The 26,144-nt window shown below is 60.4% G+C and carries 24 protein-coding genes; 16 read left to right on the top strand and 8 right to left on the bottom strand.

All coding sequences use genetic code 11. From position 1 onward, the window contains the following. The first annotated feature begins 306 nt into the window (after positions 1-306). The gene (locus LOY70_RS13705; RefSeq protein WP_003181279.1) at positions 307-1,896 is read left to right on the top strand and encodes an ABC-F family ATPase; all 1,590 of its coding nucleotides are present in this window, start codon (positions 307-309) and stop codon (positions 1,894-1,896) included. Between the two features lie 244 nt (positions 1,897-2,140). Further along, positions 2,141-3,334: an MFS transporter gene (locus LOY70_RS13700; protein WP_265037528.1), complete on the top strand. Its 1,194-nt coding sequence runs from the start codon at positions 2,141-2,143 to the stop codon at positions 3,332-3,334. Between the two features lie 1,172 nt (positions 3,335-4,506). Here the strand turns inward: LOY70_RS13700 and LOY70_RS13695 are convergent. Then, positions 4,507-5,544, bottom strand: coding sequence for an alpha/beta hydrolase family protein (locus LOY70_RS13695; protein ID WP_265037526.1), 1,038 nt, complete (start codon positions 5,542-5,544; stop codon positions 4,507-4,509). A gap of 181 nt (positions 5,545-5,725) precedes the next feature. Next, entirely contained in the window at positions 5,726-6,334 is a 609-nt protein-coding gene (locus LOY70_RS13690; protein WP_265037524.1) for an FMN-dependent NADH-azoreductase, read from the bottom strand. Positions 6,335-6,462: 128 nt separating this feature from the next. On the opposite strand from LOY70_RS13690, the gene LOY70_RS13685 reads away from it, so the two are divergent. Together LOY70_RS13685 and LOY70_RS13680 are read left to right on the top strand one after the other, a co-directional pair. Next, positions 6,463-7,371 carry a LysR substrate-binding domain-containing protein gene (locus LOY70_RS13685; protein ID WP_265037522.1) on the top strand — a complete coding sequence of 303 codons (909 nt, stop codon included), beginning with the start codon at positions 6,463-6,465 and terminating at the stop codon, positions 7,369-7,371. Beyond that, the gene (locus tag LOY70_RS13680) at positions 7,368-7,718 is read left to right on the top strand and encodes an MmcQ/YjbR family DNA-binding protein (RefSeq protein WP_123341316.1); all 351 of its coding nucleotides are present in this window, start codon (positions 7,368-7,370) and stop codon (positions 7,716-7,718) included. The genes LOY70_RS13685 and LOY70_RS13680 overlap by 4 nt, the downstream gene beginning before the upstream one ends. A 6-nt stretch (positions 7,719-7,724) precedes the next feature. Here LOY70_RS13680 and LOY70_RS13675 read toward each other — a convergent pair whose 3' ends face one another. Further along, complete coding sequence (locus tag LOY70_RS13675; protein ID WP_265037519.1) at positions 7,725-8,150, bottom strand: DUF1294 domain-containing protein; 426 nt, start codon at positions 8,148-8,150, stop codon at positions 7,725-7,727. After that, on the bottom strand, positions 8,147-8,977 hold the full coding sequence (locus LOY70_RS13670; RefSeq protein ID WP_265037517.1) for an undecaprenyl-diphosphate phosphatase: 831 nt from the start codon (positions 8,975-8,977) through the stop codon (positions 8,147-8,149). Before LOY70_RS13670 ends, LOY70_RS13675 begins: the two co-directional genes overlap by 4 nt. Before the next feature lie 273 nt (positions 8,978-9,250). Between LOY70_RS13670 and LOY70_RS13665 the strand changes: the two genes are divergently transcribed. The 9 genes from LOY70_RS13665 to LOY70_RS13625 all read left to right on the top strand — a co-directional run bounded on the left by LOY70_RS13665 (position 9,251) and on the right by LOY70_RS13625 (position 17,512). Beyond that, positions 9,251-10,885 carry a methyl-accepting chemotaxis protein gene (locus LOY70_RS13665; RefSeq protein ID WP_265037515.1) on the top strand — a complete coding sequence of 545 codons (1,635 nt, stop codon included), beginning with the start codon at positions 9,251-9,253 and terminating at the stop codon, positions 10,883-10,885. 257 nt (positions 10,886-11,142) lie between these two features. After that, on the top strand, positions 11,143-11,706 hold the full coding sequence (gene pnuC / locus LOY70_RS13660; RefSeq protein WP_265037513.1) for a nicotinamide riboside transporter PnuC: 564 nt from the start codon (positions 11,143-11,145) through the stop codon (positions 11,704-11,706). Next, positions 11,703-12,227 (top strand): AAA family ATPase, encoded by a 525-nt coding sequence (locus LOY70_RS13655; RefSeq protein ID WP_265038048.1) that lies wholly within the window; start codon positions 11,703-11,705, stop codon positions 12,225-12,227. Before pnuC ends, LOY70_RS13655 begins: the two co-directional genes overlap by 4 nt. A 327-nt stretch (positions 12,228-12,554) precedes the next feature. Beyond that, positions 12,555-13,001, top strand: a complete 447-nt coding sequence (locus LOY70_RS13650; RefSeq protein ID WP_265037510.1) for a hypothetical protein — start codon at positions 12,555-12,557, stop codon at positions 12,999-13,001. Position 13,002: 1 nt separating this feature from the next. After that, the gene (locus tag LOY70_RS13645; protein WP_265037508.1) at positions 13,003-13,581 is read left to right on the top strand and encodes an adhesin; all 579 of its coding nucleotides are present in this window, start codon (positions 13,003-13,005) and stop codon (positions 13,579-13,581) included. 62 nt (positions 13,582-13,643) lie between these two features. Continuing rightward, entirely contained in the window at positions 13,644-14,627 is a 984-nt protein-coding gene (locus tag LOY70_RS13640; protein WP_265037506.1) for a heme utilization protein, read from the top strand. Between the two features lie 66 nt (positions 14,628-14,693). Next, positions 14,694-15,374, top strand: a complete 681-nt coding sequence (locus tag LOY70_RS13635; RefSeq protein WP_265037504.1) for a C39 family peptidase — start codon at positions 14,694-14,696, stop codon at positions 15,372-15,374. Positions 15,375-15,435: 61 nt separating this feature from the next. Continuing rightward, positions 15,436-16,182: a hypothetical protein gene (locus tag LOY70_RS13630; protein ID WP_265037502.1), complete on the top strand. Its 747-nt coding sequence runs from the start codon at positions 15,436-15,438 to the stop codon at positions 16,180-16,182. Between the two features lie 46 nt (positions 16,183-16,228). Continuing rightward, on the top strand, positions 16,229-17,512 hold the full coding sequence (locus tag LOY70_RS13625; protein WP_265037500.1) for a hypothetical protein: 1,284 nt from the start codon (positions 16,229-16,231) through the stop codon (positions 17,510-17,512). 143 nt (positions 17,513-17,655) lie between these two features. Here LOY70_RS13625 and LOY70_RS13620 read toward each other — a convergent pair whose 3' ends face one another. Beyond that, positions 17,656-18,981 carry a sigma-54 dependent transcriptional regulator gene (locus tag LOY70_RS13620; RefSeq protein ID WP_265037499.1) on the bottom strand — a complete coding sequence of 442 codons (1,326 nt, stop codon included), beginning with the start codon at positions 18,979-18,981 and terminating at the stop codon, positions 17,656-17,658. Positions 18,982-19,320: 339 nt separating this feature from the next. Here LOY70_RS13620 and LOY70_RS13615 point away from each other — a divergent pair, with 339 nt between their 5' ends. The 3 genes from LOY70_RS13615 to nhaB all read left to right on the top strand — a co-directional run bounded on the left by LOY70_RS13615 (position 19,321) and on the right by nhaB (position 22,660). Further along, a complete protein-coding gene (locus LOY70_RS13615) occupies positions 19,321-19,587 on the top strand; it encodes a hypothetical protein (RefSeq protein ID WP_265037497.1) in 267 nt (88 codons plus the stop codon). Positions 19,588-19,773: 186 nt separating this feature from the next. Continuing rightward, entirely contained in the window at positions 19,774-21,063 is a 1,290-nt protein-coding gene (locus LOY70_RS13610) for a delta-60 repeat domain-containing protein (protein ID WP_265037495.1), read from the top strand. A 94-nt stretch (positions 21,064-21,157) separates the two neighbouring features. Next, positions 21,158-22,660 (top strand): sodium/proton antiporter NhaB, encoded by a 1,503-nt coding sequence (nhaB, locus tag LOY70_RS13605; RefSeq protein WP_265037493.1) that lies wholly within the window; start codon positions 21,158-21,160, stop codon positions 22,658-22,660. Between the two features lie 107 nt (positions 22,661-22,767). Here the strand turns inward: nhaB and LOY70_RS13600 are convergent, their stop codons facing one another. The 3 genes from LOY70_RS13600 to gnd are packed head-to-tail and all read right to left on the bottom strand — an operon-like array spanning position 22,768 to position 26,107. Next, positions 22,768-23,589, bottom strand: coding sequence for an HAD family hydrolase (locus tag LOY70_RS13600; protein ID WP_265037490.1), 822 nt, complete (start codon positions 23,587-23,589; stop codon positions 22,768-22,770). Continuing rightward, complete coding sequence (zwf, locus tag LOY70_RS13595; protein WP_265037488.1) at positions 23,586-25,106, bottom strand: glucose-6-phosphate dehydrogenase; 1,521 nt, start codon at positions 25,104-25,106, stop codon at positions 23,586-23,588. The genes LOY70_RS13600 and zwf overlap by 4 nt, the downstream gene beginning before the upstream one ends. After that, positions 25,103-26,107, bottom strand: a complete 1,005-nt coding sequence (gene gnd / locus LOY70_RS13590) for a phosphogluconate dehydrogenase (NAD(+)-dependent, decarboxylating) (protein WP_265038046.1) — start codon at positions 26,105-26,107, stop codon at positions 25,103-25,105. Before gnd ends, zwf begins: the two co-directional genes overlap by 4 nt. Positions 26,108-26,144 lie beyond the last annotated feature (37 nt).

Here is a 26,144-nt window from a genome sequence, read left to right as displayed (position 1 = left end):
TGTAACCGAAAGTTACCCTTCAAATGTGAAAAACTGTCTTGCCCGGGCAATACCCTATCGTTAATGCGGCCAGATCAGTACAATCGCCGCCAAACATCACGCGCCCCCTTTGGCCGATACCGCGAACCACGGCTTCGGCGCACGTCTATTCGGGCCAGGCGCTCCGTATGCTGCTGTCCTCTTATGCCGGATGGACCCTTGCGCTTGCGACCGCGACGCCTTTGCGCGGTCGGGACCCGCGCAAACAGGTACTGAACAGGTACTGCCGCACCCTTAGCTACTCTGAATGTTCCGCAGGATAAACCTTTGATCTCTACAGCTAACATCACGATGCAGTTTGGCGCCAAGCCACTGTTCGAAAACGTCTCTGTCAAGTTCGGTGCGGGTAACCGCTACGGTCTGATCGGCGCCAACGGTTGCGGCAAGTCGACCTTCATGAAAATCCTCGGCGGCGACCTCGAGCCGTCCGGCGGCCAGGTGATGCTCGAGCCGAACGTGCGCCTGGGTAAACTTCGCCAGGACCAGTTCGCCTACGAAGAATTCACCGTGATCGACACCGTGATCATGGGTCACGAGGAACTGTGGAAGGTCAAGGCCGAGCGCGATCGCATCTATTCGCTGCCGGAAATGACCGAAGAAGACGGCATGGCCGTGGCCGAGCTGGAAACCGAGTTTGCCGAAATGGACGGCTACACCGCCGAATCCCGCGCCGGCGAACTGCTGCTGGGCCTGGGGATTGGCATCGAGCAGCATTTCGGCCCGATGAGCGAAGTGTCGCCAGGCTGGAAACTGCGTGTACTGCTGGCCCAGGCGCTGTTCTCCGACCCGGAAGTGCTGCTGCTCGACGAACCGACCAACCACCTGGATATCAACACCATCCGCTGGCTGGAAAACGTGCTGACCCAGCGTTCGAGCCTGATGATCATCATCTCTCACGACCGTCACTTCCTGAACAGTGTCTGCACCCACATGGCGGACCTGGACTACGGCGAGCTGCGCCTGTTCCCGGGCAACTACGACGAGTACATGACCGTGGCGACCCAGTCCCGCGAGCAACTGCTGTCGGACAACGCCAAGAAGAAAGCGCAGATTTCCGAATTGCAATCGTTCGTCAGCCGTTTCTCGGCCAACGCCTCGAAAGCCAAGCAAGCCACCTCCCGCGCCAAGCAGATCGACAAGATCCAACTGGCCGAGGTCAAGCCATCGAGCCGTGTCAGCCCGTTCATTCGCTTCGAGCAGACCAAGAAACTGCACCGCCAGGCGGTCATCGTCGAGCGCATGGCCAAAGGCTTTGACGGCAAGCCGCTGTTCAAGGATTTCAGCTTCACCGTCGAAGCCGGCGAGCGCGTGGCGATCATCGGCCCGAACGGCATCGGCAAGACTACGTTGCTGCGCACCCTGGTCAATGAACTGGAACCGGATGCCGGTACCGTGAAATGGACCGACGCCGCCGAACTGGGCTACTACGCCCAGGACCACGCCCACGACTTCGAAGACGACGTCAACCTGTTCGACTGGATGGGCCAATGGACCCAGGGCGGCGAACAACTGGTGCGTGGCACCTTGGGCCGCATGCTGTTCTCCAACGACGAGATCCTCAAGTCGGTCAAGGTCATTTCCGGTGGTGAACAGGGTCGCATGCTGTTCGGCAAGCTGATCCTGCAAAAGCCCAACGTGCTGGTGATGGACGAACCGACCAACCACTTGGACATGGAATCCATCGAAGCGCTGAACCTGGCGCTGGAAAACTACCCAGGCACGCTGATTTTCGTCAGCCACGACCGTGAGTTCGTATCGTCCCTGGCCACCCGCATCATCGAACTGAGCGCCGATGGCGTGGTCGACTTCAGCGGCACCTATGACGATTACCTGCGCAGTCAGGGTGTGGTGTTCTAAGCGCAGCCCTGAGCGATAAGCTTCAAGCTGCAAGTGAAAAGCCCTGTCCGTTGTGACGGGGCTTTTTTGTATTTCAAGGGTAGAAAACCTGTGGGAGCGAGCTTGCTCGCGATGAGGCCGGCACATTCAACATCAATTCAAACTGAACCTCCGTCTTCGCCAGTACATTTAGTTAGCCTGCTTTCTTTTATCCCCACCTCGCGCCATGATGAAGCTCTCTTACCGCCGCCCGCGAACGAGCCCCATGCCCACGCCCTCCTCTGCCTCCAGTTCCCTGTCGATCACCTTGCAGATCGTCTCCATCGTTTTCTACACCTTCATCGCCTTCCTCTGCATCGGCCTGCCGATTGCCGTGCTACCAGGGTATGTCCATGAACAGCTGGGCTTCAGCGCGGTGGTAGCCGGGCTGACCATCGGCTCGCAGTATCTGGCGACCCTGCTCAGCCGGCCCATGGCCGGGCGGCTGTCGGACAGCGTCGGCACCAAGCGGGCGATCGTCTACGGGTTGTCGGGGATTGTGCTCAGCGGCGTGCTGACGTTGATCTCGACCTTGCTGCAGAGTTTCCCGCTACCCAGCCTGCTGATTCTGGTTGCCGGCCGTTTGTTGCTCGGCGTGGCCCAAGGCCTGATTGGCGTGGGTACGATCAGCTGGTGCATGGGCCAGGTCGGCGTGGAACACACGGCCCGCTCGATTTCCTGGAACGGCATCGCCTCCTACGGGGCCATCGCCATCGGCGCGCCGCTGGGGGTGGTGATGGTCGGTGAGCTGGGCTTCGTCAGCCTGGGCGTCGCCTTGTCGTTGCTGGCCGGTGCTGCGCTGTTGATGATTCGCAACAAGCCGTCGGTGCCGGTGATTCGCGGCGAGCGCCTGCCTTTTTGGGCGGTGTTCGGGCGCATCGCGCCGTACGGGGCGAGCTTGAGCCTGGCCTCGATCGGCTACGGCACGCTCACCACGTTCATCACGTTGTTTTACGTCAGTCGCGGCTGGACCGGCGCGGCCTGGTGCCTGACGGTCTTCGGGGTCTGTTTCATTCTGGCGCGGTTATTGTTCATTTCCAGCATTGCCCGCTTCGGTGGTTTCAGTTCGGCCATTGTCTGCATGAGCATTGAAACCCTGGGGCTGGTGTTGCTTTGGCTGGCGCCTTCCACCGCATTCGCGCTGATCGGCGCGGGGCTGGCAGGTTTCGGGCTGTCGCTGGTGTATCCGGCGTTGGGGGTGGAGGCCATCAAGCAGGTGCCGAACACCAGTCGGGGTGCCGGGTTGAGTGCCTATGCGGTGTTCTTTGACCTGGCGTTGGCGATTGCCGGTCCGTTGATGGGGGCGGTGGCTTTGAACCTGGGGTATTCGTCGATCTTTTTCTGTGCTGCGTTGTTGTCGATCATTGGGTTGGGATTGACTTTGCTGCTGAGGCGTCGAGCCGTAAGAGCCGATTATTGATTGCTGTTTTTCGGGGGGGTCGATAGTTGCGCGGCTTTATTTGTGGGCGTAGTTTTGGGTGTATATCCGTTGCTGCGGTAACGGCTACCGGCGGTTCCGCCCTGACGGCGGCTCACTTTTGAGAAGCGCAAAAGTAAGCAAAACGCTCTTGCCCCACCACTCGGCACCTCGCCTAGGCTCGGTGTGCCCTCTCTCCGGCATTGCTCCGTGGGCCCGCCGCGAAGGGCCATCCATGGCCCAGCGCGGCTAACCCGGCATCCATGCCGGGTTGCCCACTGCGCAATGCCTGCGTTCGGCCAGCGTGGTTTAACGGGGCGCCTAAGATCAAAAGCGCACGCGAGGCGGCCTTATAGCCGACCTGGCTTAGCGTGAATGCGTTCCTCCTGTGGGAGCGGGCTTGCTCGCGAAAGCGGACGAACAGTTTATGGTGATGTTGGCTGTGCCGACGCCATCGCGAGCAAGCTCGCTCCCACAGTTTTTGTGTCGTGTGCAGATGCTGTGAACACCCGCAACTCCATGTGGGAGCGAGCTTGCTCGCGATAGCGGAGGGTCAGTTTGTGGTGATGTTGGCTGTGCTGACGCCATCGCGAGCAAGCCCGCTCCCACAGGTTTTTTGTGTCGTGTGCAGATGCTGTGAACACCCACAACCCCATGTGGGAGCGGGCTCTCGCGAAAGCGGAGGGGCAGTTTGTGGTGATGTTGGCTGTGCCGACGCCATCGCGAGCAAGCTCGCTCCCACAGGTTTTTTGTGTCGTGTGCAGATGCTGTGAACACCCGCCACTCCATGTGGGAGCGAGCTTGCTCGCGATAGCGGTGGTCCAGCCACACAGATGCTGGATATACCCCCCGCTCTTGCTTTGCTTTAGATCTTGATCTTGATCTCGACGCCCCATTAACCACGCTGGCCGAACGCAGGTATTGCGCAGTGGGCACCTCGGCATGGATGCCGAGGTAGCCGCGCTGGGCCATGGATGGCCCTTCGCGGCGGCCCACGGAGCAATGCCTGCGTTCGGGCATGCCGAGCCCTAGCGAGGCACCGAGTGGTGGGGCATGAGCGCTTTGGTTACTTTCGCGCTTTTCGAAAGTGACCCGCCGTAAGGGCGGAACCGCCAGCCGCCGTTACCGAAAAAACGGATATACACACCACTCTAAGAAAAGACCATAGCCACCGATCATTGATCAGCCGTCCTCAACCCCGCCCGGCTCGACGTACCCAAGGCATCACTGAAAAACCGGCTAGCCTCCGAAATCATAGTGCGATGAATGTCTTTACGATCAACACCATCAGCATCAGTACACAACGCCGGCATCGCCGCAATCTGCTCATCGGTACATGGCGCCAGAAACACAAAATGCCCCGCCCCCGCCAGGGTCTTGAAATCCGGTGCCGTGGGCAGTTTGCGAGCCAACGCCGCGGCATTCTTATCAAAAGCCACCAGCTTGTCCCCATCCCCGCTGTACAACAACACCGGCACATGGACGTCAGCCAGGGTATGACGGCCGAACTTCAGGCTCAAGGGTGCCATGAGCAACAGTGCCCGAACCCTGGGGTCGGACACCGGCTGCAGGTCGTCACGGTCAGCGATCAACTCGCCCTGGGTGTTGCAGGCGTCACGGTCATCCGGCCGCTCCTGGCAGTAATGGCGCAGGCGATTGAGGTCCGGCGTCGCACCCGAGAGAATCAGCGCGGTTTCGCCACCGGCAGAATAACCGATCACCCCGACTTGCCCGGCATTGACGAACGGCGAAAGCATCGGGTCATTCAGCGTCGCGGTGATGGCTTCGGAAATCTGGATCGGCCGGCCGTACAGGTTGCTGAGGGTACCGAGCCGGCTGTGGTCCTGGGCATTGTCGCCGGGATGAATCACCGCCACCACCACAAACCCCTTGCGCGCCAGGGAGGTGGCCAGGTCATGCAGGGCCAGTGGTGTACCGGTGTTGCCGTGGGACAACATCAGCAACGGAAAACGGCCAATGGCGATCTGGGCTTCTGGCGCGGCGTCGATCTGGTAGCCACCCAGCAGGCTGGACTGCTCCCTGGCGGTAGAGGGGTAGAACGCAATGGCGTGCATCGGCTGCTGATCCAGCGGATCGAGAAAGCTCAGTTCATGAAAACCGGCGCTCCAATGCGGATGCGGCGCCGGCGCGGCCTGCACCGAACCCAGGCTGGCGAGCAAGCACAGCAGTAACCCTGCACCAAAACGTGTCATCGAATCTTATCCTCACCAGCAAACAGGAGGCCCCTGTCGCTTGCCGCTTTGGCCGTGCATAACCTGCGCCACAAAAGCCTGATGCCAGACGCAGAAAAACTCCGCACCCTGGCCGTCCATGACGACCAGAATACAGAGTTTTACGCAGCTTGCCCGAAGGGCTGGTGTTTTTACACAAGCCTTACGCAGCGGCGAATTGCTCGCCAATCTGCGCCTTGGCTTCGCTCATGGCCTTGGTGCGCATGTCGTCACCGTAAGCCAGGCCCTCGGCGCGGACGAACTCGATGTCAGTGATGCCGAGAAAACCGAACATTACCTTCAGATATTCTTCATGGGCCACTCCGCTTGGCTGGCCGGCATGCAGCCCGCCCGAAGTAGAAACAATCACCAGCTTCTTGTCGCCACACAGACCTTCCGGACCTGCTTCGGTGTAGCGGAATGTCTGCCCGGCCACGGCGATACGGTCGATCCAGGCCTTGAGCTGGGTCGGAATGGTGAAGTTGTACATCGGCGCGGCGATAACCACGGCGTCTGCCGCCAGGAATTCGGCCATGGTGGTAGCGCTGAGTTCAGCTTCGTGTCGTTGGGCAGCGTCGCGCAGCTCGGCGCTGGTCCCGGCGGCGACCAGGGTCTGGGCGGAAAAGTGGCTGATGGCGTCGGCGGCCAGGTCACGGTAGGTCACAACCACATCCGCTTCGGCGGCTTGCCAGGCCTGCACCACTTCACGGCTCAATTGGCGGGAAGCGGAATTGTCGCCGAGGATGCTCGAGTCGATGTGTAGAAGTTTCATATGAGTGCTCTCCAAGTGAGGATCGCGACCAGGCGATCAATTGGGGACAATCCTATGGATGAAACCAATAACCGATAAGCCCGTAAAAATGCGATAGTTCGTTCCACTGACAGGACAATCGAGCCGACATGCAAGACCTCAACGATTTGTACTACTTCGCCAAAGTCGTCGAAGCCGGTGGCTTCGCCGCCGCCGGCCGCCTGCTGGGCATTCCCAAGTCGCGGCTCTCACGGCGTATCGCCGAGTTGGAAGAACGCCTCAATGCCCGCCTGCTGCAACGCACCACTCGCCAGTTGAAGCTGACGGCGGTCGGTGAACGCTACCTGCGCCATTGCCAGGCCATGCTGCTGGAAGCCGAGATGGCCGATGAAACGGTGGCCAGCATGTCCAGCGAACCCCGGGGACGTCTGCGCGTCTCCAGCCCTGTAGGCTTGGCGCACCAGATCCTGCCCGGCGTGATCGCGACATTCCTGGCGAAGTTTCCCCAGGTGCAGTTGGAAATGAACCTGATGAACCGTCGTGTGGACCTGGTCAGCGAAGGCATCGATGTAGCATTGCGCGTGCGCGACCTCGGCGACGAAGACCCGCAGCTGATGACCCGGCGCCTGCGCCAGGCGCGGCTGATCATGGTTGCCAGCCCGGCGCTCGTCCATGGGCGCCGGGTCGAAACCCCTGAGGATCTCAAGCTATTGCCCGTGCTGGGTGCGTTGGAGGCCGATCGCCTGGTGCACCTGCGCCTGCTCAAGACCGACGGACAAAGTGCCGAACTGGCCCTTGAAGCACGCCTGGGCATCGACGATTTCATCGTACGTCAAGCCTGCGTCCTCGCCGGCCTGGGCTTTACCTTATTGCCCAGTATGTATTGCGAGCAGCAATTGCAGGACGGCACACTGGTGGAATTATTGCCCGGATGGTCGCTGCCCGATGGCTGGCTGCAGGCAGTCTACCCCCACCGTCGCGGCGTGCTACCAGCGGTACGCGCATGGATCGATCATTTGGTGGAAGCTTTTGAGAGCTGTGGAGAAAGAACGATATGAGCTTGAGCGAAGAGGATGTCGCGCGGTTTTGCCTGGGCTTGCCTGGCGCCCGGGAAGACTACAAATGGGGCGGTGTACGAGTGTTCTCCATCGCTGGGAACAAGATGTTCGCCTTACAGGGCCTGCGGGGCGACTCATTGGCGTTCAAGGTCGACAAGGATCTGTTCCTCGGTCATTGCGACCGCCCGGGCATTCATCCGGCGCCTTATCTGGCGAGGGCCCAGTGGGTCATCATGGAAGTGCCCTACCCGTTGGGTGCCGATGAACTGCGTGGCTTGCTGCAGCGCTCTCACCAACTGGTGGTCAGCAAATTGCCCAAGCGCACGCAGGTCGGCTTGCTACTGTAGCGACCTTCAGAACAACGTCAGCAGGTGGCCGCCCAGGAACAATTGGTCGATCCAAAACACCTGGTGCAGCAGCACGATGAACCAGAACGCCATTTGAAACGACACCTTGCGGGTCTTGTGGCGAAACACCTGCTGCGCCAGCAGTGCCCCAGGCCAGCCGCCTGCCAGCTCCACGGCATGCAATACGTTCTCCGGGGTCCGCCAGGCGTCGGTGCGGGCCTTGCGCTTGTCGCTCCAGTACAGCAGGAACGCCACCGCACTGACGACCCCGTAGGCGATCATTGGCACCCATGATACCGCCCGCAGCCCGAGCACGAGCGCCCCGAACAGTGGCAAGGCACACAGCAGGGCAAACACCATCAGCTTGAGCCGCAGATGCTGCACGGCTCCACCGGTATCGCGCGCAGCGTGTTTGCGAGCCCCCGAATTCATGGCTTGGCAGCCGTCCAATCCACCCAACCGAACTGCCAGGTGGCGAGGATCAACAGGCCAAAAGCGATCCGGTACCAGGCAAACACCGCGTAGCTGTGGCTGGCAATGAAGCGCAGCAGGCCCTTGACCGCAATCATGGCAAAAATAAAGGCCGTGACAAAACCGATGGCGAACACCGGGAAGTCCGCCGGAACGAACAATTCGCGGTATTTATAGCCCGAGTAGACGGCCGCGCCGACCATGGTCGGCATCGCCAGGAAGAACGAGAACTCGGTCGCGGTCTTGCGCGACAACCCGAACAACAGCCCACCGATAATGGTCGCGCCGGAACGGGAGGTGCCGGGGATCATCGCAATGCACTGGGCCAGGCCGACTTTCAGCGAGTCCTTCCAGGTGATCTCGTCCACTGTTTCGGCGTGCACCTGGTGCTGGCGCTTCTCCGCCCAGAGCATCACCAAGCCGCCCACCACCAGCGCCGCAGCCACGGTGATCGGGTTGAACAGGTATTCGTGGATCAGGTCGGCAAACAGCACGCCCAATGCCACGGCGGGCAGGAAAGCGATCAGCAGATTGGCGGTAAACCGGCGGGCGCTGGGTTGAGTGGGCAAACCCAGCACCACATCGAAGATTTTACGGCGAAATTCCCAGACCACGGCCAGGATCGCGCCCAGCTGGATGATGATGTTGAACGCCATCGCGCGCTCGCCGCCGAACTCGAGCAAGTCAGCGACAATGATCTGGTGCCCCGTGCTGGAAATCGGCAGAAATTCCGTCAAGCCTTCTACCACGCCAAGAATCAGTGCCGAAAAGGCGGTCCACAAATCCATTCATCCCCCAAAAAAGACCTTGTTTGTGCAGGTCTCATTGCTAATCAAGTGTTATGCAGGTGCACGCAGCGGGTGCAAGATAACGGCGATCGTTCAAGAAAAACCAATGAAAAAATCACGTTGGGCTCAGGTTTTGCGCTGCGGGGCCGAAATCCTATCAGACAAGCCCTGATAACGCTGCCGCGTTGTGACTCAGGTCAATCACGCGTACCTGGCAGGCGCTAGAGTGCCGACCATCGTTATGACAAGAACAAGAAACCGGAGTGACAGCGTATGAATAGCTTGCGCAGTGTGTCGATCAGCCGACGCTTGTGGCTCATCCTGGTCGTGGCCATCGTGATGTTATTCACGTTGGGCGCTTTCATGCTTAAACAGATCCACAGCGACCTTTATCAAGCCAAGGTGCAGAAAACCCAGCATGTGGTACAGACCGCCAGTGGCGTGTTGAGCTATTACCACGGACTGGAAACAGCTGGCACCCTGACTCGCGACGCCGCGCAAAAGCAGGCCCTCAGCGCCGTGCGTGGCCTGCGCTATAACGAGACTGATTATTTCTGGATCAACGACCTGACGCCGGTCATGGTCATGCACCCGGCCAACCCGAAACTCGAAGGCCAGAACCTCTCGGCGATCCGCGACCCGAACGGTTATGCGCTGTTCAATGAGATGGTTGCCATCGCCAAGTCCAAGGGCGCCGGCATGATCAACTACCTCTGGCCTAAACCGGGTGCCGAGGCGCCGGTGGGCAAGACTTCCTACGTCAAACTGTTCGAGCCGTGGGGCTGGATCATCGGTTCGGGCGTGTACGTGGATGACGTGCAGGCCGAATTCCAATCCCAGCTGATCAAGGCTTCGGTCATCGGCCTGGTGATCACCCTGCTCATGGGGCTGCTGCTGACCCTGATTGTGCGCAGCATCGTTCGCCCCCTGCAGGAAACGGTCAACGCCATGGCCAATATCGCCAGCGGCGAGAGCGACCTGACCCGCACTCTCGACACCCACGGCCAGGACGAAGTCACGCAACTGGCGCGGCACTTCAACGCCTTTACCGCCAAGCTGCGGCAAGTGGTGACCCAGTTGCAAGCCTCGGCCAGCGCGCTGGGACAATCCTCCAACGAGTTGGGCAACGACGCCGCCCAGGCCCAGGAACGCAGCCAACAGCAGTCACAACAAATGGAACTGGTGGCCACGGCGATCAATGAAGTGACCTATGGCGTGCAGGACGTAGCGAAAAACGCCGAACACGCCGCCAGTGAAATGCGTGACGCCGAATCCCAGGCCCAGCAAGGCCAGGTCAATATCGACGGCAGCTTGCAACAAATCGACCGCCTCTCCCAGACCATTGACCAGGCCGTGGAAGTGATCCGCACCCTGGCCAGCGAAAGCACCCAGATCGGCAGTGTGCTGGAGGTGATCCGCTCCATTGCCGAGCAGACCAACTTGCTGGCCCTCAACGCCGCCATCGAAGCCGCTCGTGCCGGTGAGCAAGGCCGGGGCTTTGCGGTGGTAGCCGATGAGGTGCGACTGCTGGCCCAGCGCACGCAAAAGTCCACCGCTGAAATCCAGGCGATGATCGAACGCCTGCAGAACCATTCCGAAGCCGCGGTGAAGGTCATCAGCGACAGCAGCCGCGCCTCGCAGCTGACCATCGAACAGGCCGGCCTGGCGGGGGCCAGCCTCAATGCTATTGGCCAGGCCCTGCGCAACCTCAACAGCCTGAACGCGTCCATCGCCAGCGCCACCCTGCAACAGGCCCATGTAGTGGAAGACATCAACCAGAACGTCACCCAAGCGGCAGGCCTGTCCCACAGCACCGCCGTGGCGGCCGAACAGTCCAGCCTGGCGAGCACACGGCTCAAGGCGCTGAGCGAAGAGCTGAACGGGCTGCTCAAGCAGTTCCGGGTCTAAGACCTGTAGGAGAGGAGCGGGCCTGCTCGCGATGGCGGCAACACATTCAGCATCGATGCAAGCTGATCCATCGCTATCGCGAGCAAGCTCGCTCCCACATGGGTTTATGTATTGGGCTCAAATTCAGCGTCCACTGCAAATCCCTGTGGGAGCGAGCTTGCTCGCGATGACAGCAGCGCATTCAAGATTGAAGTTGGAGCTGCCCACGCCATAACGTTTACAATCCCCGCCCTCTTCTACTTCCCCAAGGAACCGCCATGTCCGGGCTTGAACTGTTTGCCGCAGCCCTCGGCGTGATCGCTGTCTGGTTGACCGTCAAGCAGAACCCCTGGTGCTGGCCGATCGGCCTGGTCATGGTGTTGCTGTACAGCTGGATTTTCTTCGAGGTGAAGTTGTACTCGGACATGTTGCTGCAGGTGATCTACGCCGTGCTGCAACTCTATGGCTGGTGGCAATGGACCCGCGCCGGGCAGCATCACGAGGGGCGCCAGGTGACGCGCCTGGGTGGGCCATCGGTGCTGCTCGGCCTGGCCATCGGTGCCGCAGGCAGCTTGCTGTTGGGCGCCGCCATGGCACACTGGACCGACGCCGCCCAGCCCTGGCTCGACGCCGCGCTCACCGGTTTCAGCCTCGTGGCCCAATGGTGGATGGCACAGAAGCGGGTGCAGTGCTGGCCGCTGTGGATCACCCTGGACGTTATCTTCGTTGGCCTGTTCATCTACAAAGACCTGCACCTGACGGCCGCGCTCTACGCCCTGTTCACCCTGTTGGCGGTACAAGGCTGGCGGGAATGGCGCGCCGACCCGGCCCTGCGCGCATGAAGGTGGTGGTGCTGACCGGCCCGGAATCCAGCGGCAAGAGCTGGCTCGCGGCGCAATTGCAGGCGCATTTCGGCGGTTTGCGGGTGGACGAATACGTTCGCCACTTCATGGAACAGACCCAGCGCGACACCTGCCTGGCCGACATCACCGACATCGCCACCGGCCAATTGGCCTGGGAGGACGCCGCCCGTGCCCGTCAACCGGCATTGCTGGTCCTCGATACTCATCTACTGAGCAATATCCTCTGGAGCCAGACCCTGTTCGATGATTGCCCAGCCTGGCTCGAGCCGGCCTTGCTGGCGCGTCATTACGACGTGCACCTGCTGCTGAGCCCTGAACAGGTCGAATGGACCGGTGACGGCCTGCGATGCCAGCCTGCGCTGGAAGAGCGGATGCAGTTTTTCGAAGCGCTCAAGGATTGGCTGGTCCGACATCAGCAACCCCTCCAGGTGATTGAAGGTGACTGGGCGCAACGTCGGGATCAGGTATTTGCAGCTGTAACTCATCTGCTGCAGTCCTGATCGTCACCCAGACTGTGTTGTTTCATGCGTGATACAGCCCAACCGCGGCAAACCCGGCTCCAGAGCGGATCAACGGGATTGTCATCGCGGCTGTTAAGTTATTGAAACACCCCTCCGGCAGGCCTTGTTCCAGAGCCAAGCGATAGCGCACGGCCATTAGCGGCAATGAGCCCCGTCTCACGGATGAAACAGATCCGCACCGCCGACGCCATCATAAAATCACAACCCTCTGATTTTTATAGTTTTTTAAAACACGGCACAACACCTGCTCTACCTCTCTTCGCAACGCTGGACCAGGGCCAGCCCACCGAAGAAGGAATCGATGCCGTGGGAACTTTCGAGAGAAGTTTGACCTGTCTGCTGTTGATCGGCTGCGCTGCCAGCGCGACGCTCAGCCTCCCCGTGCAGGCCGAGGGCAACGGCGTCATTGTGCTCAACCGTGACGTGCAACCCATTCACATCGGTCGTAACGGAGGCAAAGACCCCTACCCGACCACCGTCAACGCCAACCCCTCCGATCGAATCAATCAAGCGACCACCAGCACCGAACTGAGTGACGGCGAATTCGCCAACGTCGCCAGCGGCTCGCCGATCCGCAACACCCTCAATCCGAACACCGGCGTGCAGGGCCTGAATGTCGTCACCAACCCCAACGGCATGCCGGGTATGAATGCTGGTCACGGTGGCGGCAGTGGTGGCGCGATCTCCGGCACCATCAACCGCTCACTGAGTTCCGGCCTGGCCCCACTGGGTCGGCTGGCGGGAGGCCAGTGACATGAAACCGGCCCTGTTTCTGCTTGCCCTGCTCGGCAGTTCCATCGCGCTCGCCGACCCAGGTGTGGCAGTGATCAGTAACGCCAACCTGCAGGACTCCGGCAGCCATTACACCGGTAACTTCAACATCAACCAGGCAGCGGGCGACCAGACCCAGCAGACCAACACCCGCGCCATCGCCATCGGTACCCAGGCGCACGCCACCACCAACGTGCAGCAACGCCTCGACACCCAGGCCAACCCTTCCATGAACGCAACCGCCCGTATTGGCGGCAACGCTTTCACCAACGGCAACGGAGTACTGGGCGTCAACCAGTCCGCCGGGGCCAACAACCAGATGGCCAATGTCATGCGAGTGGGCATCAGTGCCCAACCGCAGAGCATTGACGACAGCGCCCTTTCGCAACAGAACGTGGCGTTGCTACCGAACTCAGGAGCAACTGGCACCCCAACCGGCAGCCGCCAGGTCGTTACCAGCGACCAGGCCTTCACCGGCAGCCGAGGGGTGATTCAGGTGAACCAGAGTGCCGGGGTGGGGAACCGAATGGCCAACACCCTGAGTATCCGGGTCGCTGACTGACTCGGTACAGCAAGCATAAGAAAGTACTGACACTTAACCAACGACACGCAAGGAGAAACACCATGAAACCTACAATGGCGCTCAAACCATTGGTTTTCGCTCTCGCCGCTGTCATGGCAATGGCTGCACAGGCCGGAGGAAACGGTAACGGGCACGGCAACGGCCACGGGCATGGCAATGGCCATCAGCAAGGGCCAACGCTGGATCAACTGCTCTCCATCAATGCCGGCGCTGGGGCTACGGTGCTGGATGAGCAGAACAGCGATGGCAACGTGGTGACCAACCAGGCCACCCGCAACACCGCTGAATCCACTGACTCGCTCAATGGCAGCAACGGCAACATGGGCGCCAACATCGCCGCCGGCGACGGCAACCAGCAAGACAACGCCGCCGCCCTGGCCACCGCAGACGAAAGCTTCATCTTCGGCTCGGCGGTTGCCGCCTCCAGCGCCACCCAAGTCAATAACAACAACTACGTTAAAAACAACTCGACTCAAAACAACGCCTCGCTCACCAACGCGGGCAACGACGGCTCCGGCAACATCGGTATCAACGTGACCGCCGGTAACTTCAACCAACAGAAAAACAACCTGGCCATCGCCGTATCCGGGGGGCGCGTCGCACAAGCCTCCGCCTCGGCCGACCAGTCTTCCACTGGCCTGGTGGTCGACAACAAAGGTGTGCGGACCTACAAAACCGACACCCTCACCAGCACTTACGCCGCTTCTGGCACCTTCAAGGCCAAGGGCACCGGCACCGTCGAAGACGATGACCACGGTGGTTGGGGCAACAAAGGTGGCTACGGCGGCGGTCATGATGACGACAAGTTCAAGTTCTCCGCCGTGGGCACTTTCGAACTGGCCGGCAGCAACACCCAGCAAGTGCTGACCCGCGACGGTTGGAAAAACCCTGTGATCAACAACGCCACCATGAGCAACTCCATGAACGGCTTCTCCGGCAACGGCGGCGCCAACGTGTCGGCAGGCGTGGGCAACCAGCAGAGCAACTCGCTGTCCATCGCAGCCGGCTGCAAGGCTTGCATGTAAGCGCGCATGAAACGAAGCCCCGGAAACGGGGCTTTTTTTCCAGGGCTCCCTCAAGGCGTATCGATCATGCGTACGATTGCCCTTTCCCTGCTGCTCTGCATGGCCTGCGCAGCTGAAGCCGCGCAGATGCCAGTCGCCGCCCTGCCTGGTGGCATGCTGGTCTACAAACCGGTGCAAAGCGTGCGTGAGCGTAAGTTCAGCGACATCGTCGAGCAGAAAACCGATTTCAGTTGCGGCGCCGCCGCGCTGGCCACGGTGCTGCGCCAGGCCTATTGGCTGGATGTCGATGAAGAACACGTCATCAAGGGCATGCTGATCAATGCCGACCAGAACCTGGTTCGCACCCAAGGGTTTTCCATGTTGGACATGAAACGCTACGTGGAAACCATCGGCATGCGCGCCCGGGGCTACCGGATACCGCCTGAGAAACTCGAGGCGGTGACGATTCCGGTGGTGGTCCTGATGGAAATACGCGGCTACAAGCACTTCGTGGTGTTGCAGCGAGCCGACAAGCAATGGGTCTACATCGGCGACCCGGTGCTGGGTCACAAACGTTACTCCCACGAGGACTTCGTCAAAGGCTGGAACGGCATCGTCTTTGCCATCGTCGGTCCGGGTTATGACAAGACCAACGCATTGCGCAGCCCTCCGCAACCGCTGACGGCACGTAACAAGCTGGACGGTTTCAACCCGGTCAGGGATGCAGAACTGATGGATTTCGGCTTCATACAGAGCGACTTTTTTTAATCGCCGACCACTGCCAACAACAATAAGCACTACAAGGGGCAGGATGCTCCGGGAGCAACACATGAGAACTTCACATTGGCTGTCGCTCGCCTGCCTGGCTGCGACCGCCTCGGGCTATGCCCATGCCGGATTCAAACCCATCGAAGTCAAGGACCAGGAGCTCGCCGAGCTGCGCGGTCGTTATGTCATGCCCGGTCGAGTCATCAGCTTCGGCATTGTCATGAGCAGCACCTGGCGCAACGCCAGCGGCGACCTGATCGGCGCCAGCAGTTCCATGCAGATCCAGGCCTCCACCGTCAAACCCGAGTTCTATGTCTCGACCATCAAGCAGACCGGCAACGGCAGCGCCCCGGAACAGGGCAGCGGCAACATCACCGGTGGCGCGGGTCTTGGCAGCGGCCAGGGCGTGACCCAAAGCGTGCGTGCCGCCGGCGACGGCAACACCGCCTACAACAACGTCAGCATCAACGTGAAGGAGAGCAGCCAAGCGCCCGCATTGGTGCCGTCCCAAGGCCAGTTATTGACCAACGGCCAGACCATCAGCGGCAGCAATGCCGCCGGCAGCGTTGCAGTCACCGCCACCGGCAGCGGCGTACAAATGGCGATCCAGGCCAACCACAACCAGGGCAGTACGCTGCAACAAGTCGCCCAGGGTGGCTTGCTGCAAAACACCCGCCTGCTGGGCAACAGCAACCTGGTCAACAACATGACGCAGCTAAACGTAGTGCTGAACAACAACGGGCCCACTGCCGGTGCACTGGATTGCAACCTGACCCAACTACGCGGCCTTCGTAACCTCGGTTATTGAACTACGCTGGTTTCCGATCATTGGGCAAATAGGGACGGCATATTTCATGTATCGATCCGTATCGTTGCGCGCTGTAATGTGTTTAAGCACGTTGTTCCCGGCGACCGTGTTGCAAGCGGCACCGGACGCTGACATCGAGGCCCTGAAACAGGAACTACTCGAGCTCAAGCAACGATACGAGGTCCAACAAAAAGCCCTGGCGGTGCTCGAACAGCGAGTCCGCCAAGTGGAGGATCAACCCGCCACCCCACCGCCCAAGCGCCTGGCCAAATCCCCGGCCGACATGAAAGGCAACCAGACCGTGGCCGGCAGCGGTGCGGCAGCGGCCGGCGGCAGCGGCTATGGGCAATCCCTGGCCGATGACTCGCAACCGGCCCAGAGCGTCTCCAACCTCTATGACGAGGCCAGCGGCTTCTTTGGCGGCGGTAAATTCAGCTTTGAAACCGGCGTGACCTATTCGCGCTACGACACGCGGCAACTGATCCTCAACGGTTTCCTGGCCCTGGATTCGATTTTCCTGGGCAACATCAACCTGGACCGGATCAAGGCCGACACCTGGACGCTGGACCTGACCGGCCGCTACAACTTCGACAACCGCTGGCAGTTCGACCTTAACGTGCCGGTGGTCTACCGCGAATCCACCTATCAGTCGGGAGGCGCCAATAATGGAGCTGCCGGCGTCACCAGCGAAGAAACCGTTACCCGCGACCCCACCATCGGCGACGTCAACTTCGGCGTCGCCTACAAGTTCATGGATGAATCGATCAACACCCCGGACGCGGTGGTCACCCTGCGCGTCAAGGCGCCTACCGGCAAGGAGCCGTTCGGCATCAAGTTGCGCCAATCCCAGGCCAACACCAACCTGTTCGTGCCTGACGACCTGCCCACCGGCAACGGCGTCTGGTCGATCACCCCCGGCCTCTCGCTGGTCAAGACCTTCGACCCGGCCGTGCTGTTCGGCACCCTGTCCTATACCCATAACCTTGAAGAGTCGTTCGACGATATCAGCTCAACGGTCAACCAGAAGATACCGGGCAAGGTGCGCATCGGCGACAGCTTCCAGATCGGCGCGGGCGTCGCCTTTGCCTTGAACGAGAAGATGAGCATGTCGTTCTCGGTTTCTGACCTGATACAGAAGAAAAGCAAGCTCAAGCAGGACGGCGGGGATTGGGAATCAGTGGTCTCCAGCGACGCCAATGCCGGCTACTTCAACATCGGCATGACCGTGGCAGCCAGCGACAACCTGACCATCGTGCCCAACCTGTCCATCGGGCTGACCGACGATGCGCCGGATTTCACCTTCAGCCTGAAGTTTCCGTATTACTTCTAGCGCAAGATCAGGGCCTGACAAGGCCCTTGTGGGAGCGAGCTTGCTCGCGATAGCGGTCGTTCAGTTACATGATTGTGACTGATACACCGCTATCGCGAGCAAGCTCGCTCCCACATTTATGGCATGTGCAAGGCAGGCTTGGCTTAGCGAATTTGATGCTTGTGCAGCAGACGATAAAAAGTCGGCCGGGACACACCCAGCACCCTGGCCGCCACGCTCAGGTTGTCGCTATGTCGATTGAGCACATCGCTCAGCGCCTGGCGCTCGGCGCGGGTCTTGTAGTCCTCGAGGGTGCCCATCGGAGCAACGACGCCGTGCTGGCTGGCCAGGCCAAGGTCGCGGGCTTCGATCTGTCGCCCTTCAGCCAGCACCAGGCCGCGACGGACGCGGTTGGCCAGCTCCCGTACGTTGCCCGGCCAATCATGCTTGCCCATGGCCACCAACGCATCTTCGCTGAAACTTCGAGGCCGGCGGCCGGTTTCCTGGCTGTAGAAATGGGAAAAATGACTGGCCAGCATCGACAGGTCGCCATGGCGTTCACGCAATGGCGCCATCGCTACCTGCAACACGTTCAGGCGATAGTAGAGATCCTCGCGGAAACGCTTGTGCTCGATGGCCGCCTCCAAATCCACATGAGTGGCCGCCAATACCCGCACATCGACCGCAATCGGTTGGCTGCCACCGACCCGCTCGATATGTTTCTCCTGCAAAAAACGCAGCAGATTGGCCTGTAGCTCCAACGGCAAATCGCCGATTTCATCCAGAAACAGCGTGCCTCCGTTGGCGGCTTCAATTCGCCCGATCTTGCGCTGGTGAGCGCCGGTGAAGGCGCCTTTTTCGTGACCGAACAACTCGGACTGGATGAGGTGCTCCGGGATGGCCCCGCAGTTGATGGCAATGAACGGCTTATTGCGACGATGGGACTGGAAGTGCAGTGTGCGCGCCACCAGCTCCTTACCAGTGCCGCTCTCGCCCCGAATCAACACCGGCGACTCGGCAGGCGCCAATTTGCTCAACAACTTACGCAACTCGCGAATCGGTTTGCTATCGCCCAGCAATTCATGTTCAGGCTGATCGATGTGAATCGAGCCCTGCCCCCGCAGGCGGGCCATGCCAAACGCCCGCCCCAGCGTCACCTGGACCCGGGAAACGTCGAACGGCAAGGTATGGAAGTCGAAAAACCATTCGCAGACAAAATCACCCACGTTTTGCAGGCGCAACACTTCCTGGCTGAGCACAGCGATCCACTCGGTACCGCTGCGGCTGATCAATTCCTTGACCGCTTCCGGGCGCTCCAGGTGAAAAGGCTGCAACCGCAAGAGCCCCACGTCGCAGGTCCGATCACCGGCATGTTCGAGCGAGCAGCTGTCGACGTCCCAGCCGATGGCACGTAAACCCGGCAACAGGCGATGACAATCATCGCAAGGATCAACCACGAGCAGACGGCGGGACGTACTGGCTTCGATCATGACTGATCCTTGGCGCCAAAATTAAGAAATATGAGTAGAAACAGTCGTTTGGCGAACCTGCATGTAACAGTAGCAAGAACTTGACACACCCTTGTATCAATTGATTATCGAGATAGCCCTAAAACGGTTATAAGTAAGCGTTCGTTAGTTACTGCCCGTTAAATCTTTCATGCAGCTTTCAAACAAAAGCCCGCGAGCCTTGTCTGAAAGAAAGTCGAAATTTATTTAAGGATTGTGTGACCTGCCCCCCTGTTGCGGACATCAGTACAAGTAACCAGCCGCACGGTACGCCCAACCGACGGCAGATCATTTGATTGGGCACACTTAAGAGAAAATGCCATGAACGCCCCGCTCCGTATCAACGAAGCTCTTTTGATTGCCGACCGCGCATTCCGTCCTTTCCAATGCGTGGCCTGGGCTCCACAAGACGGTAACGGCGAACTGAGCCTGACCGTCATCGACCGCACCAATACGCATATTGGCCGCACTCAGATCCCCAGCAGCGCCTATACCGACCCCACCCAATTGGCCAACCTGTTGAAACAGGCCCGTGCTGAATTAAGCCAGGAAGGTTACAAACTGCAATCCTGGTCCATGCCTGAATAACGCGGCGATAAAGCCCGCTATTGATTGAAGACTTGGTATTGGGTCGAAAAGCCATCGTTATGGCACGAATCGCCCCTGTTTCTGTAGAACCTGACAGTTGTGCACTGTCTCGTTCAAGGATTGAATGTTGCCCTCATGCAGTCGTCGCGCCCTTCCAGGCCGGTCGACGCGCAAGGAGAGGCATGCATGCTCGATCAATCCGCGTTTGCGGTCCCTTTGGCTGCGGCTCACGCCGGGCAACTTGATCCAGGCTTTGCCGGTAGCGGTAAAGCCTGGGTTCATTTCGCCGACAGCACTTCGAGCCTGACCACAGGGCTGACCATCGACCACGCCGGGCGGATCCTGGTGGCGGCCAGGGTCGATACGGCCCACGGCAGCCGGTTCGGGCTGGCACGGCTCAATCACGACGGCTCGACCGATCCGGGCTTTGGAACCTGCGGCTGTGTCATCGGCTCTTTTGAACACGACTTCGAAGCAACCGCAGGCAAAGTGATTGAATTGCCCGACGGGCATATCCTGTTGTCAGGCCTGCATTACGAAAGCACCGACCACACCCTTCCGGCCCTGGCGCTGTTCGACCCCCAGGGCCGTGCCGTCCAAAGCTTCGGCAACGCCGGGCGACAGGTCATCCGACTCTGCGGCAATCTCTCCCAAGGCCTGCGCGACCCATGGTTGCCACCCGGCGTTCCGGGCCTTGAAGCCTGTGACATGTGCGTGCAGGCCGATGGCCGGATACTCCTGCTGGCTAACCATCATTACCAACTGTCTGACCATGTCGGCGTCCTGATCCGGTTGCTGCCCGATGGCGCACTGGATACCTCGTTCAACAGTCGCGGCTTTGTGATGGTCCGGCGCTTACTGAAAAACACCTGGCTGGGCTGCCTGACACTCCAGGCCGATGGCAACATCGTGGTGGGTGGCGCCATCGACTTGCCTCAACATGGCTTGATGGCTCGCTACGATCCCAGCGGCAAACTCGATGACAGCTTTGGTGAGGACGGCATCCTGTCGATCATGACGCAAGGGCACAGCGTCATGATCAGCCAAATCGTCCAGCATAAAAACGGCGATTTGCAGGCGTTCGGCAGCAGTCGCGATCCGATGCATTGCCTGTCCTTCAAAGTGCACCAGGACGGCAAACCCGACCGTCACTGCAACCACGGCCAGTGCCGGCTCCTGGAGATCGGACACAGCGCCAGCCAATGGACCGCCGCCGAGGTTCAGCCGGACGGAAAACTGGTGACCGTCGGCGCCACCATCGGCGGCATCGAGACCGATTTCATTCTTGCCCGACACCTGCCAGACGCCAGGCTCGACCCCGACTTTGGCCTGGGCGAAGGCTGGGTTCGCACGCGACTCGGCTACAGCCTGGACACCGCCACCTCCGTCGCCGTGCAGGCTGACGGAAAAATCCTGGCCGGGGGCTACTCGCTCCACGGCAACTATCGGGCGGTGGTGACACGGTATTGGGCCTGAGCCGAATTACCGCGGGTGGCGGTATTTATTCCTACGCTTGATATTCCCCATCTCTTACGGCAAGTTGCGCGCTTCTAATTAAAAGGAGCAGCCGATGTCCGGTCCAATGGCTCAAGCTTTCGCGCACAACTTTCTTGGGCACTCCCCGCGCTGGTACAAGGCGTGCATCATCACTTTCCTGATTCTCAATGCCGTGGTGCTGTGGACCCTGGGCCCGGTGGTTGCCGGCTGGATGCTGGTCGTGGAGTTCATCTTCACCCTCGCCATGGCCCTTAAATGTTACCCGCTGATGCCCGGCGGACTGTTGCTGGTCGAAGCCCTGCTGCTGGGCATGACCACTCCGAAGGCGCTGTACGACGAACTGCTGCATAACTTTCCGGTGATCCTGCTGCTGATGTTCATGGTGGCCGGCATTTACTTCATGAAGGATCTGCTGCTGTTCCTGTTCTCGCGCCTGCTCCTGGGCGTGCGCTCCAAGGCATTGCTGGCTCTGATGTTCTGCTTTCTCTCAGCGTTCCTGTCGGCCTTCCTCGACGCACTGACCGTCACGGCGGTGATCATCAGTGCCGCGGTGGGATTCTATTCGGTGTACCACCGTGTGGCTTCGGGCAACGATCCGCGCCAGGACAGCAGCATCGATGAGGACCACGACCTGCCGTCGTTGCATCATGCGGACCTGGACCAGTTCCGGGCCTTCCTGCGCAGCCTGCTGATGCATGGCGCCGTGGGCACTGCCCTGGGTGGCGTATGCACCTTGGTGGGTGAACCACAGAACCTGCTGATCGGCCATGAAATGGGCTGGCATTTCGCGGACTTTTTCATGAAAGTCGCGCCGGTGTCGCTGCCCGTGCTGGTGGCTGGGCTGATGACGTGCGTGGCGCTGGAAAAGCTGCGCTGGTTCGGTTACGGCACGTTGCTGCCGGAAAACGTGCGCGCCGTGCTGGCCGACTACGCCGAGCAGGACAATCGCGAACGCACCTCACGTCAACGTGCTGCGCTGATCGTCCAAGGTATCGCCGCGCTGATCCTGATCGTGGGCCTGGCGCTGCACATCGCCGAAGTCGGCCTGATCGGCCTGATGGTCATCGTGCTGATTACCGCGTTCACCGGCATCACCGACGAGCATCGGCTCGGCAATGCGTTCAAGGACGCCATGCCGTTCACCGCGTTGCTGGTGGTGTTCTTTGCGGTGGTGGCGGTCATTCATGACCAGCAGCTGTTCACGCCGTTGATTCAATGGGTCCTGGCCCTGCCCGCCGATCAGCAACCGGGCATGCTGTTCATTGCCAACGGCCTGCTGTCGGCCATCAGCGACAACGTGTTCGTCGCGACCATCTACATTACCGAAGTCAAGCAAGCCTTCGTCTCCGGGCACATGAGCCGCGAACAGTTCGAAACCCTGGCGGTGGCTATCAACACCGGTACCAACCTGCCCAGCGTCGCCACGCCCAACGGCCAGGCCGCGTTTCTGTTCCTGCTGACCTCGGCGATAGCACCGCTGATTCGCCTGTCCTATGGCCGGATGGTCTGGATGGCCTTGCCCTACACCGTGGTGATGGGTGGCTTGGGCTGGTATGCGGTGACTTACTGGCTATAACCCTTGTGGGAGCGAGCTTGCTCGCGATGAGGTCCTTCAGCCAGCATTCATGTTGAATGACAGACCGCTATCGCGAGCAAGCTCGCTTCCACAGGAGATTGGGCGGGCTATCGCGGCAGGACGTACCGCTCGATCGCCAGGGCCGCGCCATCTTCGGTAACGGCTGCAGTAATGACATCGGCCTGACGCCTGATGGCCTCCTCCGCCTGCCCCATGGCAATCGACAAGCCCGCGCGATGAAACATCGCCGGGTCATTGCCACCGTCGCCCATGGCCGCCGTCTGCTCCAGCGGCACCCCCAGGTACTTCGCCAGGGTCGACAGCGCTTCGCCCTTGTTGGCCTGCATCGCAGTCACGTCCAGGTAGATCGGCTGCGAGCGCGACACCTGGGCCTGGCCTTTGAGCAGCGGGTGCAAGCGGGCCTCCAGCTCAACCAGCAAATCCGTATTGGCACTGGTGGCGACGATCTTGTCGATCCGCTCCAGGTAGGGCTCAAAGCTGTCGACCTGCACCGGCGGATAACCCAGGCCACGAGTTTCCACCGGCACCATCGGACCGTTGGCGTCGCGCACCAGCCAGTCACCGTCGGCAAATACCCAGACCTCGATGCCGGGTTGATCGGCGTACAACGCCAGGGTGGTCAGGGCCGCCTCAGGTGGCAGGTAGTGCACGGCGAGGAAACTGCCGTCCGGATGCACCAGCGTACCGCCATTGAACGCCGCCGTGGGCAGGTCGACGCCCAGGGCTTCGATCTGCTGCAACATGGCCCGGGGCGGGCGCCCAGTGGCCAGGCTGAACAGCACTCCGGCCTCACGCAATGAGCGAACGGCTTCGATGGTGCGCTGGTTGAGACTGTGGTCGGGCAGCAGTAATGTGCCGTCCATGTCGCTGAGCAAAAAACGGATGGGGTGCTTCAGTTGATCACTCATCCGAGGCCATGCCAGACGCGGCCGTCGCGGGTCAGTAAATCATTGGCGGTCGATGGACCGTCTTCCCCGGCCTTGTAGGGCTGGACCGTGGCGTCCTGCTGCCAGGCATCGAGGAAGGGTTGTACGGCGCGCCAGCCGTTTTCAATGTTGTCGGCACGCTGGAACAGCGTTTGATCACCGGTCAGGCAATCGTAGATGAGGGTTTCGTAACCCGTGGACGGCTGCATTTCGAAGAAGTCCTTATAGGCAAAGCCCAATTCAATATTCGCCATGTCGAGTGCCGGCCCCGGCCGTTTGGCCAACAGGTCGAACCACATGCCTTCATTGGGTTGAATCTGGATTCTCAAGTACGTAGGTTGCAGTTCATCGACTTCGGTATCACGGAACTGCGCGTAGGGTGCCGGCTTGAAACAGATGACGATTTCCGTGTCCCGCACGCTCATGCGTTTGCCGGTGCGCAGGTAAAACGGCACGCCTACCCAGCGCCAGTTATCGATCATGACCTTGAGGGCAACGTAGGTCTCGGTGCTGCTGTCGGCGGCCACGTTGGCTTCCTGGCGGTAACCGTTGACCGGTTTGCCAGCCACTTCACCGGCGGTGTACTGACCGCGTATCGAGTTGGCGCGTGCCTGCTCCACCGACCAGGGCCGAATCGCCCCCACTACCTTGGCTTTTTCCCCACGCACCGCGTCTGCGCCAAAGGCGGCCGGTGGCTCCATGGCCACCATCGCGAGCAGTTGGAACAGGTGGTTGGGCACCATGTCCCGCAGGGCGCCGGTGTGCTCATAAAAACTGCCACGGGTTTCCACGCCAACGGTTTCGGCAGCGGTGATTTGTACGTGATCGATGTAGTGGTTGTTCCAGAACGCCTCGAACAGGCTGTTGGAGAAACGACTGACCAGAATGTTCTGCACCGTTTCCTTGCCCAGGTAATGGTCGATCCGATAAATCTGTTTCTCGCTCATGACCTTGAGCAGGCAAGCGTTCAGTGCTTCGGCGGTTTGCAGGTCAGAGCCGAACGGCTTTTCGATCACCACCCGCCGGAAGGCACCTTCCTGCTCCTGAAGCAGCCCGGCCGCACCAAGGCGGCTGACCACTTCACTGAAAAAGCGCGGTGCGGTCGCCAGGTAGAACACCGCATTGCCGGTGCCGCTGGCGGCGATCTTCGCCGCCAGCGCCTGGTACGTGCTGTCATCGAGGAAATCACCCTGGACGTAGCTGATGCCCTTGGCCAACTTGGCCCACAGCGCCGGGTCGAGCGCTCGCTCGGCATCGCCGCCCTTGTTCACCGCTTCTTGACGGATGAAGTCCTCGAGTTTTTTGGCGAAGTCCACATCGCTGATGGCGTTGTGGTCGACTCCGATGATCCGCAGCCCATCGCCCAGCAGACCGTCACGACTGAGATGATAAAGCGCCGGCATCAGCAGACGCTTGACCAGGTCACCATGGGCGCCGAACAGGAACAGCGTGGTCGGCGGCGCGGGTTCTGCCTTGGATTTGCTGGCGATCGAGGTCATTTTTTCGGCGTCTCCACGTGGCCGCCAAAGCCGAAGCGCATGGCCGAGAGCATTTTGTCGCCATAGGTGCTTTGCTGGCGCGAGCGGAAACGGGCAAAGAGCGAACTGGACAGCACCGGGACCGGCACCGCTTGCTCGATGGCCGCCTCGATGGTCCAGCGCCCTTCTCCACTGTCGGCGACCTCACCGGAAAAACCGTCCAGTTTCGGATCGCTGGCCAACGCGTCGGCGGTCAGGTCCAGCAACCATGACGAAACCACGCTGCCGCGCCGCCAAACTTCGGCGATATCGGCGACATTCAGGTCGAAACGCTGTTCCGCTGGCAGGCTTTCGCTGGACTTGGTCTTGAGGATGTCAAACCCCTCGGCGAAGGCCTGCATCATGCCGTACTCGATGCCGTTGTGAATCATTTTCACAAAATGCCCGGCGCCCGCAGGGCCCGCATGGATATAGCCGCGTTCGGCACGGTCGTCGTCGGACTTGCGGTCGCGGGTGCGCGGGATATCGCCCATGCCAGGGGCCAGGCTGTCGAACAACGGGTCCAAGCGCTTCACCACTTCGGCGTCACCGCCGATCATCATGCAGTAACCGCGCTCCAAGCCCCAAACACCGCCGGAGGTACCGACGTCGATATAGCTCAGGCCCTTTTCCAACAGGGCCTTGGCACGACGAATGTCGTCCTTGTAGTACGTGTTGCCGCCGTCGATGACCACATCACCCGGCTCAAGCAATTCGCTGAGGGCGTTGATGGTGTCTTCGGTGGGTGCGCCGGCCGGCAGCATGACCCAGACCGCGCGCGGTTTCTCTAGGCCGGCCACCAATGCCGGCAGATCGGTAACACCTGTGGCGCCCTCCTGGCTCAGGTTTTCGACAAAAGCGGCATTGCGGTCGTAGACCACGGTGGTGTGCCCATTGAGCATCAGGCGCCGTGCAATATTGCCGCCCATGCGGCCCAGTCCAATAATCCCGAGTTGCATGTGCTGATGCTCCCTACTACAAATAAAGGTGTGTCAAAGATTTAACACTATCGACTAATGG

The sequence above is a fragment of the Pseudomonas sp. B21-054 genome, from assembly GCF_026016345.1.
Classification (GTDB): domain Bacteria; phylum Pseudomonadota; class Gammaproteobacteria; order Pseudomonadales; family Pseudomonadaceae; genus Aquipseudomonas.
Note: the sequence above shows the minus strand (reverse complement) of the source record. Positions and strands in the feature narration are given on the sequence as shown.

Bases quoted from the DNA above. Each gene is read 5' to 3' on its own strand.
- LOY70_RS13695 (WP_265037526.1), bottom strand. From the start codon at position 5,544: ATGACACGTTTTGGTGCAGGGTTACTGCTGTGCTTGCTCGCCAGCCTG.
- pnuC (WP_265037513.1), top strand. From the start codon at position 11,143: ATGTCCGGGCTTGAACTGTTTGCCGCAGCCCTCGGCGTGATCGCTGTC.
- LOY70_RS13680 (WP_123341316.1), top strand. From the start codon at position 7,368: ATGAGCTTGAGCGAAGAGGATGTCGCGCGGTTTTGCCTGGGCTTGCCT.
- LOY70_RS13690 (WP_265037524.1), bottom strand. From the start codon at position 6,334: ATGAAACTTCTACACATCGACTCGAGCATCCTCGGCGACAATTCCGCT.
- LOY70_RS13670 (WP_265037517.1), bottom strand. From the start codon at position 8,977: ATGGATTTGTGGACCGCCTTTTCGGCACTGATTCTTGGCGTGGTAGAA.
- LOY70_RS13640 (WP_265037506.1), top strand. From the start codon at position 13,644: ATGAAACCTACAATGGCGCTCAAACCATTGGTTTTCGCTCTCGCCGCT.
- LOY70_RS13700 (WP_265037528.1), top strand. From the start codon at position 2,141: ATGCCCACGCCCTCCTCTGCCTCCAGTTCCCTGTCGATCACCTTGCAG.
- LOY70_RS13645 (WP_265037508.1), top strand. From the start codon at position 13,003: ATGAAACCGGCCCTGTTTCTGCTTGCCCTGCTCGGCAGTTCCATCGCG.
- LOY70_RS13600 (WP_265037490.1), bottom strand. From the start codon at position 23,589: ATGAGTGATCAACTGAAGCACCCCATCCGTTTTTTGCTCAGCGACATG.
- LOY70_RS13620 (WP_265037499.1), bottom strand. From the start codon at position 18,981: ATGATCGAAGCCAGTACGTCCCGCCGTCTGCTCGTGGTTGATCCTTGC.
- LOY70_RS13625 (WP_265037500.1), top strand. From the start codon at position 16,229: ATGTATCGATCCGTATCGTTGCGCGCTGTAATGTGTTTAAGCACGTTG.
- LOY70_RS13685 (WP_265037522.1), top strand. From the start codon at position 6,463: ATGCAAGACCTCAACGATTTGTACTACTTCGCCAAAGTCGTCGAAGCC.
- LOY70_RS13665 (WP_265037515.1), top strand. From the start codon at position 9,251: ATGAATAGCTTGCGCAGTGTGTCGATCAGCCGACGCTTGTGGCTCATC.
- LOY70_RS13630 (WP_265037502.1), top strand. From the start codon at position 15,436: ATGAGAACTTCACATTGGCTGTCGCTCGCCTGCCTGGCTGCGACCGCC.
- LOY70_RS13655 (WP_265038048.1), top strand. From the start codon at position 11,703: ATGAAGGTGGTGGTGCTGACCGGCCCGGAATCCAGCGGCAAGAGCTGG.
- LOY70_RS13675 (WP_265037519.1), bottom strand. From the start codon at position 8,150: ATGAATTCGGGGGCTCGCAAACACGCTGCGCGCGATACCGGTGGAGCC.
- LOY70_RS13615 (WP_265037497.1), top strand. From the start codon at position 19,321: ATGAACGCCCCGCTCCGTATCAACGAAGCTCTTTTGATTGCCGACCGC.
- nhaB (WP_265037493.1), top strand. From the start codon at position 21,158: ATGTCCGGTCCAATGGCTCAAGCTTTCGCGCACAACTTTCTTGGGCAC.
- zwf (WP_265037488.1), bottom strand. From the start codon at position 25,106: ATGACCTCGATCGCCAGCAAATCCAAGGCAGAACCCGCGCCGCCGACC.
- LOY70_RS13635 (WP_265037504.1), top strand. From the start codon at position 14,694: ATGCGTACGATTGCCCTTTCCCTGCTGCTCTGCATGGCCTGCGCAGCT.
- LOY70_RS13610 (WP_265037495.1), top strand. From the start codon at position 19,774: ATGCTCGATCAATCCGCGTTTGCGGTCCCTTTGGCTGCGGCTCACGCC.